The following is a 13,117-nucleotide window of genomic DNA, read 5'->3' on the forward strand; positions in this document are numbered from 1 at the left end:
CGCCGCGCGCCGCGTGGCGCGCGGGCGGCGATGCGCCGGCTCAGCGGCGCAGGCGCGCGATCAGCTCGGCGGTCACCGGATCGGATGCCTGGCCCTGGCCGCGCAGCGCCGGCAGCAGGGTGTTGGCGACCTGCTTGCCCAGCTCCACGCCGAACTGGTCGAAGGCGTTGATGCCCCACACCACCGACTGTACGTAGACGCTGTGCTCGTACATGGCCAGCAGCGCACCCAGCGACCGCGGGGTCAGTGCATCGAGCAGGATGGTCGTGCTCGGACGACCGCCCGGGTACACCTTGTGCGGATCGTCGCTGCCCTGGCCATTGGCCAGCGCCTCGGTCTGCGCCAGCAGGTTGGACAGCAGCGCCTCGTGGTTCACCGCGTAGGGATCGTCGTTGTGGACGGTGCCGATGAAATCGGCCGGCACGATCCCGGTGCCCTGGTGCAGGGCCTGGAAGAAGCTGTGCTGCACGTCGGTGCCCACCCCGCCCCACCACACCGGCACGGTATCGGCATCGACCGGACTGCCATCGACCTTGACGCGCTTGCCCAGCGATTCCATCACCAGCTGCTGCAGGTAGGCCGGCAGCAGGGCCAGGCGCTGGTCGTAGGTCATCACCGCGTGCGAGGCCAGGCCAAGGGCGTTACGGTTCCACACCGCGGTCAGGCCGTGGCGCACGGCGAGGTTGGCCTCCAGCGGCGCCTCCAGCGCGTGGCGGTCGAACTCAGCGGCGCCGGCGAGCAGCTGCTCGAACGCCTCGAAGCCGATCGCCAGTGCGATCGGGAAACCAACCGCCGACCACAGCGAATAGCGCCCGCCGACCCAGTCCCACATCGGCAGCACCCGCTCCGGGGCGATGTCGAACGACGACGCGGCGCGTCCGGGATTGGCGCTGACCGCGTAGATGCGGCCGCTGCCGCCGAGCCAGTCGCGCACGATGGCGCCGTTGAGCAGCGTCTCCTGGGTGCCGAAGGTCTTGGAAATGAAGATCGCGGCGGTGCGCCGGGGATCCAGCGGCGCCAGCACGCGCTGCGCGGCGGCGCCGTCGACGTTGGAGATGAAGTGCACGCGGAAGCGGCCCGGCAGCGGTCCGCGCAGCGCATCGGCCACCAGCCGCGGGCCCAGGTCCGAGCCGCCGATGCCGACGCTGACGATGTCGGTGACGTCGCTGGCTTCCAGCGCCTCGATCAGCCCGCGCATGCGCTGCCGCACCTTGGCCGCGGTGCGATGGGCCTCGCGCGCCACCGGCGCCGACGACAGGTCGCCGCGCAGCGCGGTGTGCAGGACCGAGCGGCCCTCGGTGCTGTTGATCTTCTCGCCGTCGAACAGCCGCCGGAACGCGCCGGCCAGGTCGTGTTCGCGGCCCAGCTCCAGCAGCGCGTCCCAGGCCTGTGCGTCGTAGCGCTGGCGGGCGAACGTCGCGTACAGCGGCCCCACCTGCAGCGCCTGCACGGCGATCCGCTCCGGTTCCGTTTCCAGCAATTGCGCGATGCTCGCGCCGGCCAGGCGCGCGGCATGGGACTGGAGCTGGGCGAAACCGGGAGCGGATGCGGTCATCAGGCGGCCTGCTTGGGGATCGTATGGTTGGTATGGGTGATGCGGTTGGCCGAATCCACGTACACCAGGTCCGGCTTGAACGTGGCAGCCTCGGCGGCGTCGACCTGGGCGAAGGCGGCGATGATCACCAGGTCGTCCACCTGCACGTGGCGCGCGGCGCCGCCGTTGAGCGAGATGATGCCGCTGCCCTCGTCGGCGCGGATCGCGTAGGTGGTGAAGCGCGCGCCGTTGGTCACGTCCCACACGTGCACCTGCTCGAACTCGCGGATGCCGGAGGCATCGAGCAGCAGCCCGTCGATCGCCACCGAGCCTTCGTAGTTGAGCTCGGAATGGGTGACGGTGGCGCGGTGGATCTTGGCCTTGAGCAGGGTGAGCAGCATGGGGGATTCGACTCCTGGGTGGGGGATGTTAGCAATGCGGTCTGCGTTGCGCAGGAAACCGAACGCAATGCGGCGCCGCATGGCGCCGGGGAAAGACCTGGGCGCCGCGGCAGGCCGCCGCGGCGCAGGGATCAGAACTCGAGGTTGTCGATCAGGCGGGTGCGGCCCAGCCGTGCGGCGACCAGCGCCACCCGCGGACCCGGTTCGCCATCGGCCGGCTCGCCCAGGTCCGGGCGGCGCACCACGGCGTAGTCGACGTCGAAGCCGGCGTCCTGCAGCTGGCGGCTGCCCTGCGCCTCGACCTGCGCGCGCGGCGTGCCGGCCAGCGCGGCGTCGCGCATGGCCAGCAGCACGCGGTGGATGATCGCCGCACGCGGACGCTCGTCCGGGCCCAGGTACTGGTTGCGCGAGCTCATCGCCAGGCCGTCGGCCTCGCGCACGATGCCGCCGCCGACGATCTCGATCGGGAACTGCAGGTCGGCGACCAGCTGGCGGATCACCGCCAGCTGCTGGTAGTCCTTCTTGCCGAAGGCGGCCACGTCCGGTTGCACCTGGTGGAACAGGCGGCTGACCACGGTGCACACGCCGTCGAAGTGGCCGGGGCGGTGCTCGCCTTCCAGCACCTGGCTGACGCCGGGCACGTGGACTTTCGAGGCCAGCTCCACGCCGAACGGATACATCGACTCGACCGTCGGCAGCCACAGCACGTCGCAGCCGGCGCCTTCCAGGCCGGCGGTGTCGGCATCGGGCGTGCGCGGGTAGCGGGTGAAATCCTCGTTCGGGCCGAACTGGGTCGGGTTGACGAACACGCTGGAGACGACGCGGTCGGCGTACTGCCGGGCCAGCATCACCAGCGAGTAGTGGCCGGCATGCAGGTTGCCCATGGTCGGCACGAAGCCGACGCGCAGTCCTTCGCGCTTCCACCCGCGCACGCGGGCGCGCAGGGCATCCAGTTCGGTGATGGTTTCGATCATTGTTCCTGCTCGATGGGGAGCTGGCCGGCAGGCGCCGGCTCAGGCGTAGGCGTGTTCGGCGTCGGGGAAGCTGCCGTCGCGCACCGCCTCGGCATAGGCGCGCACCGCGCCGGCGACCGAGCCGCCCTCGGCCAGGAAGTCCTTCACGAAGCGCGGACGGCGGTGGCCGCTGTCCAGGCCGAGCATGTCGTGCAGCACCAGCACCTGGCCGTCGCAGTGCGGGCCGGCGCCGATGCCGATGGTGGGGATGTGGACCGCGGCGGTGATCTTCTGCGCCAGCGGGGTGGGGACGCACTCGAGGACCAGCAGCGAGGCGCCGGCCTCGGCTACGGCCTGGGCGTCGGCCAGCAGCCGCGCGGCGGCCTTCTCGTCGCGGCCCTGCAGCTTGAAGCCACCGAGCTTGAGCACCGACTGCGGGGTCAGGCCCAGGTGGGCGCAGACCGGGATGTCGCGCCCGGCGAGGAAGCGGATCACCTCCAGCTTGTGGCCGGCGCCTTCCAGCTTGACCATCTGCGCGCCGGCCTGGAGCAGGGCCACCGAGGCGTCCAGCGCGCGCTCGGGGGTGGCGTCGGACTGGAACGGCAGGTCGCTGACCAGCAGCGCACGCTGCAGCACCCGGGCCACGGCGGCGGTGTGGTAGGCCATGTCGGCCACGCTCACGGGCAGGGTCGAATCGTGGCCCTGCACGACCATGCCCAGCGAGTCGCCGACCAGGACCAGGTCGATCCCGTTGCGGTCCATGACCCGGGCAAAGCCGGCGTCGTAGGCGGTCAGCATCGCCAGGCGACGGCCTTCGCGCTTGGCCTCGGCCAGCGCGGGCACCGTCCACGGCTTCTGCTCGGCATGTACGCTCATCGGTATTCCAGGTTCGGCAGGCGGGCATTATCGCCCAGGGCCCACGCCAGGGGTGTCGTCGCCTTGCGGATCACTGCGTTTCCGACGGCTCGTCGAGCACCTCGATGCCGCCGGCGTCCAGCCCGCGCAGGGCGTCGCCGACGCTGCCATGGCCGGGGAACGGCTCGGCCGCGGCGATCGCGGCCAGCGGCACCAGGGCGAAGGCGCGCTCGTGCAGGTGCGGGTGCGGCACGCGCAGGCCCGGCAGGTCGATCACCCGGCCGCCGTACAGCAGCAGGTCCAGGTCGAGCACGCGCGGGCCCCAGCGCAGGCCGTCGCCGCGCTCGCGGCCGGCCTCGCGCTCGATCCGCAGCAGGTGCTCCAGCAGTTCCAGCGGCTCCAGCCGGGTCTGCAGCAGCGCCGCGGCGTTGATGAAATCCGGCTGGTCGACCCGGCCCCAGGCCGGGGTGCGGTAGAAGCGCGACAGCGCCAGCAGGCCGGTGCCGGGCAGCGCCGCCAGCTCTTCGGCGGCCCGGCGCAGCATCGGCACCGGCTGGCCCAGGTTGGCGCCCAGGCCGATGCAGGCATGTACCGCCGGTTGCGGGGGTTCGGGGGCGCTCATTCCGCGGCCGCGGCCGGACGCCGGCGACGGCGGCGGCGACGGCGGGCCGGGGCGTCGCCGCCCTCCCCCTCGTATCCGGCCGCGTCCGCCTCGAGGCTGGCCGCCAGCTCGTCGCCGGAGACCTGCTGGGCGGTGCGCCAGAACTCCACGTCCGCCGCGTGCGAATCGGCGGCGGCCTGGCGCAGGACCAGGAAGTCGTAGGCCGCGCGGAAGCGCGGATGCGCCAGCAGGCGGAACACGCGCTTGCGCTGGCGCGCGGAGAAGCGCGACTGCAGCAGCCAGATCTCCTGCATCGGCAGGGAGAAGCGCTTGGGCAGGGCGATGGTCTGCACCTGGTGCAGGGTCACCCGGTCGGCGGCGCGGCGCTGCGCCTCCTCGGCATGCATGCCCTGCGCCTGCAGCCCGGCCAGGGCGCGGCAGTACGCCGGCCACAGCAGCACGGCGAACAGAAACGCCGGCGACACCGGCTCGTCCGCGGCCACCCGCGCGTCGGTGTTGGCCAGGCCCTGCAGCAGCATCCGCCGCAGCGCGCCGCTGCGGTTGGAGCGCAGCGCGGCGGCGGTTTCCGGCATCAGCGCCGGCAGCAGGCCGTGCCGCTCCAGGCCCTCGAAACTGGCTACCGCGTGCCCGGACAGGAACAGCTTGAGCATTTCCTCGAACAGCCGCGCCGGCGCGGCCTCGCCCAGCAGCGGGGCCAGCAGCGGGATCGGCGCGGCGGTGGCCGGCTCGATGCTGAAGCCCAGCTTGGCCGCCAGGCGCACCGCGCGCAGCATGCGCACCGGGTCTTCGCGGTAGCGGGTCTCCGGGTCGCCGATCAGGCGCATCACCCGCGCCTGCACGTCCTCGTAGCCGCCGACGTAGTCGCGCACCGAGAAGTCCTCGATGGCGTAGTAGAGGGCGTTGCAGGTGAAGTCGCGACGGACCGCGTCCTCCTCGATCGTGCCGTAGACGTTGTCGCGGACCAGGCGGCCGTCCTCGACCTCGCGGTCGCCGCTGCCGTCGTCGCTGTTGGCACGGAAGGTGGCGACCTCGATGATCTCGCGGCCGTAGACCACGTGGGCCAGGCGGAAGCGGCGGCCGATCAGGCGGCAGTTGCGGAACATCTGCTTGACCTGCTCCGGCGTGGCGTCGGTGGCCACGTCGAAGTCCTTCGGGTGCAGGCCCAGCAGGAGGTCGCGGACCGCGCCACCGACCAGGTAGGCGCCGAAACCGGCCTCGCGCAGGCGGTACAGGACGCGGAGCGCGTTGGGGCTGACGTCCCGGCGCGAGAGCACATGCTGGTCGCGGGGAATGATGCGCAGGACGGGCTGCGGGAGGGCTTGCGGATTGATGGGCGTGCTTCCGTGAACAAAAACGTGCCGGACCATTGCCGTCCGGCTGGCGCGTGAATATACTAGCGCGCCTTCGCCGGCGACACCCGCAACGCTCCCTTCGTCTAGTGGTTAGGACGTGGCCCTCTCAAGGCTAAAACAGGGGTTCGAGTCCCCTAGGGAGCGCCATCCCGGCGTCGAGAAGACAAAAACCCCGCGCAGGCGGGGTTTTTTGTTGCCCGGAGGCCGTCCCGGGCCCGGCCCGGCAGGTCCGGGCGTCGGCGGGGCCAGCCAGGCCGGCCCGCCGCCTTCACGGCCGCGGCGTCGCCGCCGCGGCCGTGCCCCAGGCCTCAGCCTTCCATCTGCTCCAGGGCCTTGCCCTTGGTCTCGTGCACGTACTTGAGCACGAAGAACACCGACAGCACGGCGAAGAAGGTGTAGATGCCGTAGGCCGCGGCCAGGCCGATGCCGGCCAGCAGCATCGGGAAGGTCCAGGTGATCAGGAAGTTCGCGGTCCACTGCGCCAGGCCGGCCACGGCCAGGCCCGAGCCACGGATCTGGTTCGGGAACATCTCGCCCAGCATGACCCACATCACCGGGCCCCAGGACAGGTTGAAGAAGACCACGTAGACGTTGGCCGCCACCAGCGCCAGCACGCCCATCGAGCCGGACAGCTGCAGCGTGCCCGAGCCGTCCAGGCCGCCGGAAGCGAAGGCCACGGTCACCAGGCCCAGGCTGATCGCCATGCCCACCGAGCCGATCCACAGCAGCGGCTTGCGCCCGACCTTGTCGATCAGGGCCACGGTCAGCAGGCAGGCGCCGATGCTCACCGCGCCGGAGATCACGTTGGTCATCAGCGCCTGGTCCTCGGTGAAGCCCACCGCCTGCCACAGCACCGCGCCGTAGTAGAAGACCACGTTGATGCCGACGAACTGCTGGAAGGTGGCAAGACCAATACCCACCCACACGATCGGGCGGATCCGGCCGGTGGCCTTGTTGACCAGGTCCGACAGGCGCGGCCGGTGGTGGTCCTTGGCCAGCGAGGCGTCAATCTCCACCAGGGTGCGCTCGCCCTGGGCTGCGCCATAGAGCCGGGTCAGCACGCCGAGGGCGCGATCGCGCAGGCCGCGCGCGACCAGGTAGCGCGGGCTTTCCGGGATGAAGAACAGCGCGAACAGGAACAGGAAGGCCGGGGCCAGCTCGGCCCAGAACATCCAGCGCCAGGCCTCGTAGTCCCACCACAGGATCTCGGTGGAGGCGCCGGCGTGGCGGGCCAGCCACCAGTTGCTGAGGAACGAGAAGAACAGGCCGGAGATGATCGCGATCTGCTGCACCGTGGCCAGGCGGCCGCGGTAGCGCGCCGGGGCCACCTCGCTGATGTAGGCCGGTGCCATCACGCTGGCCGCGCCGACCGCCAGGCCACCGATCACGCGGTAGATGACGAACTCGGCCGAAGAGGTGGCGATGCCCGAACCCCAGGCCGAGACGATGAAGAACACCGCCGCCCACAGCTGCATCGTGCGGCGGCCGTAGCGGTCGGCCAGGGTGCCGGCGAACCAGGCGCCGACCGCGCAGCCCAGCAGCATCGAGGCCACGTTGAAGCCGGTCACCGCGGCATCCGAGCCGAAGGCCAGCTTCAGGCCGTCGACCGTGCCGTTGATGACGCCGCTGTCGTAGCCGAACAGGAAGCCGCCGATGGTGGCCACCAGGCTGATGAGGATGATGAAGCGGGTGTTCTCCCCGCCTTGCGGGGCCGCATGGCCCGTGATCGATGGACTGCTCATTTCAACCCTTGTCGTCGTGTTGGTCTTACACGCCGGCAAGCCGGCGCGCCCCTCCCTCGCGGGTCCACCTGCGCGGTCCCGCTACCACCGTCACGGTGCCTCCCAGCGCTCCGGGCACTCCTGCCGCGGAAGTCTCCGGACAGGTCGTCGCGGCACAGCTTACCCGTATTGGCAGCGCTGTCGTCACCCGCCGCAAGCGTATGGCGGAACTGCCCAATCCCTTGTTTTTCCGGGACTGCCATGGACTTCCGGGAGGCTCGCCGCGATCGGGCGGCCGGTCCGGGCGCTGGCGGGCCGGCCCCGCCTGCCCCGGGCCAGCACCGGCCTTCCAGGCCCCGCCTTCCCGTGGTCATACGCGGACCAGCCCCCTGCCCCGCCAGGCCAGCGTGGCCGCCTGCCCCGCCGCCAGTTCCAGATCGATGGCCTGGCCGCGGTATTCGATCCGGTAGCGGCCGCCGCGGTCGCTGGCGATCCGGGCCTGGCGCAGCTGGCCGCCCGCCCATTCCAGGTCGAGCCCGGCCGCGCCGCGCACGCGCAGCCCGCGCACGCTGCCGTCCGCCCAGGCCCGCGGCAGTGCCGGCAGCAGGAACACGCTGCCGCCCCAGCTCTGCAGCAGCATCTCGGTGATCCCGGCGGTGCCGCCGAAGTTGCCGTCGATCTGGAACGGCGGGTGGGCGTCGAACAGGTTGGGATAGGTGCGCGCCGGGCTGAGCAGCATGGCCAGCACGCGGTACGCGCGCTCGGCGTCGCGCAGCCGCGCCCACAGGTTCAGGCGCCAGCCGATGCCCCAGCCGGTGGCATCGTCGCCGCGGATCTCCAGCGAGCGGCGCGCGGCCGCGGCCAGCTCCGGGGTGTCGCGCACATTGATCTGGCTGGAAGGATGCAGCGCGTACAGGTGGGACACGTGGCGGTGATGGAGTTCGGGGGCTTCCATGTCCCAGTCGTGCTGCCACTCCTGCAATTGCCCGGCCTTGCCGACGCGGTGCGGCGGCAGGCGCTCGCGCAGCGTCGCCAGCCGCGCGGCCAGGTCCGCATCCACGCCCAGCAGGCGGGCGATCTCGATGCACTGCCCGAACAGGTCGCGCAGGATCTGCGCGTCCATCGACGGCCCGGCGCACAGCGCCGCCCCGTGCGGATGCTCGTTCTCCGGCGAGATCGAGGGCGCGGTGACCATGGCCCCGGTACCGGGGTCCTCGACCAGGGTAGCGGCGAAGAACTCGGCCGCGCCCCGGAACAGCGGCCACACCCGGCGCAGGTAGTCCGGGTCGCGGCCGTAGTCCCAGCGGTCCCAGAGATGCTGCAGCAGCCAGGCGCCGCCGGTGGGCCACAACCCCCACTTGGCGCCGTCGATGGGCGCGGTGCGGCGCCACAGGTCGGTGTTGTGGTGGACCACCCAGCCGGGGGCGCCGTACATGCGCCGCGCGGTTTCGGCGCCCGCCTCGGCCAGCTCCGCGACCATGCGCTCCAGCGGCTCCACGCATTCGGCCAGCGCGTTGGCCTCCGCCGGCCAGTAGTTCATCTGGGTGTTGATGTTGATCGTGTACTTGCTCTCCCATGGCGGCGAGAGCAGGTCGTTCCAGATACCCTGCAGGTTGGCCGGCTGGGTCCCGGGGCGCGAGCTGCAGATCAGCAGGTAGCGCCCGAACTGGTGGTACAGCGCGGCCAGCGCCGGATCGCCGCCCTGGGCGAAGCGTGCCACGCGCGCGTCCGTCGGCAGGGCGGCGATCTCCGGCGGGCTCTGGCCGAGGTCGATCCGGACGCGGCGGAACAGCCGCCGGTGCTCGGCCACGTGCGCGTCCAGCAGCGCGTCCCAGGACTTGCGCGCGGCTGCATCCAGTCGCGCGCGCGTGATCGCCTCCGGATCGCCGCCGATGTCGTCGTAGCGGCGGAAGCCGGTGGCCGCGGTCAGCAGCAGCACGACCTCGTCGGCGCCCTGCACCTCGATCCGCTCGCCGCGCCGGCGCAGCGAGCCGCCGCGCGGGAGCACCCGCAGGCGGGCGGCGAAGCGCAGCCCGCCCTCGATGCCGAAGGCGTCGCCGTTGCGGCCGCGCAGCAGCAGGCCGTCCCCGCCGTCGGCCTCCACGGTCGCCTCGGCATGGTCGCTGTCCAGGCCGATGCGCAGGCCGATCCGGCGCGGCCGGTCGCCCGACAGCCGCACCACCAGGCATTGGTCCACCGCGGAGACGAACACCTGCCGGGTGTGCTGCATGCCGCGCGCCTCGAAGGTGCTGGTGGCCAGCGCGCGATCCAGGTCCAGCTCGCGGCGGTAGCCGTTGAGCTCGGCGATCTCGAGGAAATCCAGCCGCAGGTCGCCCAGCGGCTGGTACGGCATCTGCTTCTTCGGCCGTCCCATCATCTCCGCCTCGGCCAGCGCCTCGGCCTCCGCGTAGCGGCCGGCGAACAGCAGGCGCCGCACCTCGGGCAGCGCGGCCAGCGCGCCGGGCGGGGTCGGGTCATAGGGCCGGCCGGCGTAGAGCGTGTCCTCGTTGAGCTGCAGGCGCTCGTACCGGCCTCCGCCCCAGGCCATCGCACCGAGGCGGCCGTTGCCCAGAGGCAACGCCTCGACCCACTGCGTGGCCGGGCGCGGGTACCAGAGCTTCAGCGGTGGCGGCGCGGCGGCGCTGCCCGCCGCGGCGGCGGAAGCGGCCGCGGTGGCCGCGGCCGGGCGTGCGCTCGTGGCCAGCGCCGCCGCGGTGGCCTTGATCAGTTCGCGCCGGGTCAGGCTCATGCGGTCACGTGGTCCCTGTCATGCGGAAGCTGCGCGCCGGGCAATCGTGGCCGGGCGCGCAAGTGGCTCACTTGCGCGGGCGACGCACGCTGAGCGGCTTGCCGGTGTAGCGGACGGTCGCATCGGCCGCCGGCTCCAGCGTGCCGGCATCGGCGCGCGGGCCGCCGATCCAGCGCACCCGGATCTCGCGCTGGGCCTGCATCCCCGGATACCCGCCCTCGCGCGCGCCGATCAGCAGCTCGCCCTTCGCCTCGTCCCAGGCCAGCGGGATGCGGCTGTACTCGCCGCGCTCGTAGCCGTAGTTGCGGCCGTCGTCCTCGTAGATCGAGAAACGGCCGTCGGCGCCGGTGTAGACCTCCAGGGTCAGCGGTGCGTCCGGCTTCTCGTCCACGTACTGCTGCACCACCGTGCGCGGCACGATCGAACCGGCGCGCACGAACAGCGGGCTGCGCTCCAGCGGCGCGGCGGCGGTGATGCCCTGCCCGCCCGCGTGGCGCTGGCCGGTATGGAAGTCGATCCAGCTGGTGCCGGCCGGCAGGTACACCTCGCGCTCGCGGGCCTTGTAGCGGGTGACCGGGGCGACCAGGAAGGCGGGGCCGAACAGGTACTGGTCGGCGATGTCGCGCACCTTCGGGTCGTCCGGGAAGTCCATCGCCAGCGTGCGCAGGATCGTGCCGTCGCGGTGCCAGGTGTCGCCGGCCAGGGTGTAGATGTACGGCAGCAGGGTGTAGCGCAGCTTCAGGTAGTGGACGAAGCTGTCGTAGTGCAGCGTGCCTTCCGGGGCGATCTCCCAGATCTCGCGGTACGGGAACTGGCCGTGCAGGCGGAACACCGGGACGAAGGCGCCGTACTGGAACCAGCGCAGGTTCTGCTCGCGCCACTCGTCCAGGTGCGCCGGGTCCTTGCTCTCGTAGCGCTTCTCCGGCGAGAAGCCGCCGATGTCGAAGCTCACGTTGGGCGCGCCGGCCATCGAGGCGTTGACCAGCGCCGGGATCTGCTCGCGCAGGTCGTCCCAGCGCGGGACGATGTCGCCGCTCCAGAACGCGGCGGCGGCGCGCTGCTGGCCGGCGAAGTAGGCGCGCGAGAGGATGAACACGCGTTTGTCTGGATCGACCTCGCGGGAACCGCGGTACACGCCTTCCGAATGCGCCAGCGGATACGAGTTGAAGTATTCCGCCGACGGCCCCAGCGCGGTGGGGGTGGTGCGGGCCTTGCGCTCGCCGATGTCGATGTTGCTGTGCAGGTCCGGTTCGGACGCGTCCAGCCACCAGGCGTCGAAGCCCTTGCTGTTGAGCTTCTCGTTCACCTGGCGCCAGAAGATGTCCTGCGCCTCCTTCGCGTACGGGTCGTAGAACGAGTTGAGGTAGCCCTCGCCGATCCAGTCGCGCTCACCGACCTCGATGTTGCGCCGGTAGATGTAGCCCTTGGCGTCCAGCTCCTTGAAATGCTCGGTGGTGGGATAGAACTTGGGCCAGACCGAGATCATGATCTGCGCGTGGTTGTCGTGGACGTGCCTGACCATGCCCTCCGGGTCGGGGAAGGCCTTGGGGTCGAAGTTGTGCGAGCCCCAGGCGTCCTCCGGCCAGTAGGACCAGTCGAGCACGATGGCGTCGATCGGCAAGCCGCGCCGGCGGTACTCGTCGAGCGCGCCGGTCAACTCGGCCTGGGTCTTGTAGCGCTCGCGGCTCTGCCAGAAACCGTAGGCCCACTTGGGCAGGATCACCGCCTTGCCGGTGAGCCGGCGGTAGCCGGCGATCACGTCGTCGGCGTCGCGCCCGGCCACCACGTAGTAGTCGATCATCTGCGCCGCCTCGGACCAGATCGACAGGTCGCGCGCCTCCTCGGCCGGCAACGGGTCGCGGTGCAGCAGCGCGATGTAGGAGGGGTCGATAGCGTCCCACTCCACGCGCAGGCGGTGCCGGGTGCCGGGCGTCAGGTCCAGCGCGAACTCGTGGTGCCAGGGGTTCCAGTTCTGGCGCCAGCGGTCGATCACCCGTTCGCCGTCCACGTACACCCGGGCGTACTCGCTGTTGTACAGGGAAAAGGTGTGGCGGCCGGCGGTGCGCGCCTCGATGGCGCCCTCCCACACCACCTGGGTGCGCCCGCCCTGGGCCCTGTTCCAGCCGTCCCCGGGCAGGTTCTTCAGGTCTTTGATGTACTGGTAGGCGATCTCCGCCTCGCGGCGCACCACCTTCTCCACCCCGTCGATGGAGTAGCGCGCGGTCAGCGCGCCCGGCCGGCCCTGCGCGTCGTACACCTGCAGGCCTTCCTGCAGCGGGCGCAGGCCGCGCGGGTCGCCATAGCGGGTGATGGCGTTGTTGTCCCACAGGATGCCGTAGTTGCGGCTGGACAGCAGGTACGGGATGGCCTTGTCGATGTTGTGCTGGAGCAGCTCCACGTCGCGGCCCTTGAGGTTCATCCAGCCTTGCTGGTGCAGGCCGGTGCCGTAGAAGGCCTCGTCCTCGGGCGAGCGGAAGCGTTGGCGGATGCTGTAGTAGGGCCGCCCCTCGAACTCGACCGGCTCGAAGCCGCGCCCACCCGGGCTTTCCTCCAGCAGCGGCCGGCCCTGCGCGTCGAAGAAGCGGACGCTGCCGTCGGCCAGCGCCACCTCGGCGGCGATGCCGTCGGCCTGCAGGCGCACAGCGCCGGCGCCGCGCTCCAGGGTGAAGGACGGCGCCGGGCCGGCCACGGGCGCGCGCATCAGGCTGGGGCTGCGCTGGAAATCGCCGTCCGGGTCGGCGCTGACGCGCAGGATGCTCGGGTCCACCAGCTGCAGGCGCACGTCGGCGGCGCCCGCATCGGCCGGGCGCACGATCACGCCGTCGGCCAGCCGTTTCACCTCCTGCGCCGCCGCGGCTAGCGGCAGCGCCGCGGCCAGAGCCAGCAGGAACCGGGACTTCGTCTTTCGCATTTCGCCACTCCTTCCTCGG

At 71.6% G+C, this 13,117-nt stretch carries 9 protein-coding genes and 1 tRNA gene; 1 reads left to right on the top strand and 9 read right to left on the bottom strand.

Annotation, left to right across the window (positions count from 1 at the left end; genetic code table 11):
* Positions 1–40: 40 nt before the first annotated feature.
* The 6 genes from pgi to pcnB all read right to left on the bottom strand — a co-directional run bounded on the left by pgi (position 41) and on the right by pcnB (position 5,732).
* Entirely contained in the window at positions 41–1,555 is a 1,515-nt protein-coding gene (pgi, locus tag PSEJ35_RS0100995; protein ID WP_028916153.1) for a glucose-6-phosphate isomerase, read from the bottom strand.
* Positions 1,555–1,935, bottom strand: coding sequence for an aspartate 1-decarboxylase (panD, locus tag PSEJ35_RS0101000; RefSeq protein ID WP_028916154.1), 381 nt, complete (start codon positions 1,933–1,935; stop codon positions 1,555–1,557). The genes pgi and panD overlap by 1 nt, the downstream gene beginning before the upstream one ends.
* A 131-nt stretch (positions 1,936–2,066) precedes the next feature.
* A complete protein-coding gene (gene panC, locus PSEJ35_RS0101005; RefSeq protein ID WP_028916155.1) occupies positions 2,067–2,909 on the bottom strand; it encodes a pantoate--beta-alanine ligase in 843 nt (280 codons plus the stop codon).
* Between the two features lie 39 nt (positions 2,910–2,948).
* Positions 2,949–3,764: a 3-methyl-2-oxobutanoate hydroxymethyltransferase gene (panB, locus tag PSEJ35_RS0101010; RefSeq protein WP_028916156.1), complete on the bottom strand. Its 816-nt coding sequence runs from the start codon at positions 3,762–3,764 to the stop codon at positions 2,949–2,951.
* Positions 3,765–3,834: 70 nt separating this feature from the next.
* Entirely contained in the window at positions 3,835–4,365 is a 531-nt protein-coding gene (gene folK, locus PSEJ35_RS0101015; protein ID WP_037081976.1) for a 2-amino-4-hydroxy-6-hydroxymethyldihydropteridine diphosphokinase, read from the bottom strand.
* Positions 4,362–5,732, bottom strand: coding sequence for a polynucleotide adenylyltransferase PcnB (gene pcnB, locus PSEJ35_RS0101020; RefSeq protein WP_343122505.1), 1,371 nt, complete (start codon positions 5,730–5,732; stop codon positions 4,362–4,364). Before pcnB ends, folK begins: the two co-directional genes overlap by 4 nt.
* Positions 5,733–5,789: 57 nt before the next feature.
* Between pcnB and PSEJ35_RS0101025 the strand changes: the two genes are divergently transcribed.
* A tRNA-Glu gene (locus PSEJ35_RS0101025) sits at positions 5,790–5,864 on the top strand.
* Positions 5,865–6,025: 161 nt separating this feature from the next.
* On the opposite strand, the gene PSEJ35_RS0101030 is transcribed toward PSEJ35_RS0101025, so the two are convergent.
* The 3 genes from PSEJ35_RS0101030 to PSEJ35_RS0101040 form a co-directional block, all read right to left on the bottom strand.
* Positions 6,026–7,459: a sugar porter family MFS transporter gene (locus PSEJ35_RS0101030; RefSeq protein WP_028916159.1), complete on the bottom strand. Its 1,434-nt coding sequence runs from the start codon at positions 7,457–7,459 to the stop codon at positions 6,026–6,028.
* A gap of 349 nt (positions 7,460–7,808) precedes the next feature.
* Positions 7,809–10,187 carry a glycoside hydrolase family 95 protein gene (locus tag PSEJ35_RS0101035; protein WP_028916160.1) on the bottom strand — a complete coding sequence of 793 codons (2,379 nt, stop codon included), beginning with the start codon at positions 10,185–10,187 and terminating at the stop codon, positions 7,809–7,811.
* A gap of 67 nt (positions 10,188–10,254) precedes the next feature.
* Positions 10,255–13,098, bottom strand: a complete 2,844-nt coding sequence (locus PSEJ35_RS0101040) for a TIM-barrel domain-containing protein (protein ID WP_037081978.1) — start codon at positions 13,096–13,098, stop codon at positions 10,255–10,257.
* Positions 13,099–13,117 lie beyond the last annotated feature (19 nt).

The organism is Pseudoxanthomonas sp. J35 (genome assembly GCF_000513995.1).
GTDB lineage: Bacteria > Pseudomonadota > Gammaproteobacteria > Xanthomonadales > Xanthomonadaceae > Pseudoxanthomonas.

Coding starts and splice junctions, on each gene's coding strand:
- pgi (WP_028916153.1), bottom strand. CDS start 1,555: ATGACCGCATCCGCTCCCGGTTTCGCCCAGCTCCAGTCCCATGCCGCG.
- panD (WP_028916154.1), bottom strand. CDS start 1,935: ATGCTGCTCACCCTGCTCAAGGCCAAGATCCACCGCGCCACCGTCACC.
- panC (WP_028916155.1), bottom strand. CDS start 2,909: ATGATCGAAACCATCACCGAACTGGATGCCCTGCGCGCCCGCGTGCGC.
- panB (WP_028916156.1), bottom strand. CDS start 3,764: ATGAGCGTACATGCCGAGCAGAAGCCGTGGACGGTGCCCGCGCTGGCC.
- folK (WP_037081976.1), bottom strand. CDS start 4,365: ATGAGCGCCCCCGAACCCCCGCAACCGGCGGTACATGCCTGCATCGGC.
- pcnB (WP_343122505.1), bottom strand. CDS start 5,732: ATGGTCCGGCACGTTTTTGTTCACGGAAGCACGCCCATCAATCCGCAA.
- PSEJ35_RS0101030 (WP_028916159.1), bottom strand. CDS start 7,459: ATGAGCAGTCCATCGATCACGGGCCATGCGGCCCCGCAAGGCGGGGAG.
- PSEJ35_RS0101035 (WP_028916160.1), bottom strand. CDS start 10,187: ATGAGCCTGACCCGGCGCGAACTGATCAAGGCCACCGCGGCGGCGCTG.
- PSEJ35_RS0101040 (WP_037081978.1), bottom strand. CDS start 13,098: ATGCGAAAGACGAAGTCCCGGTTCCTGCTGGCTCTGGCCGCGGCGCTG.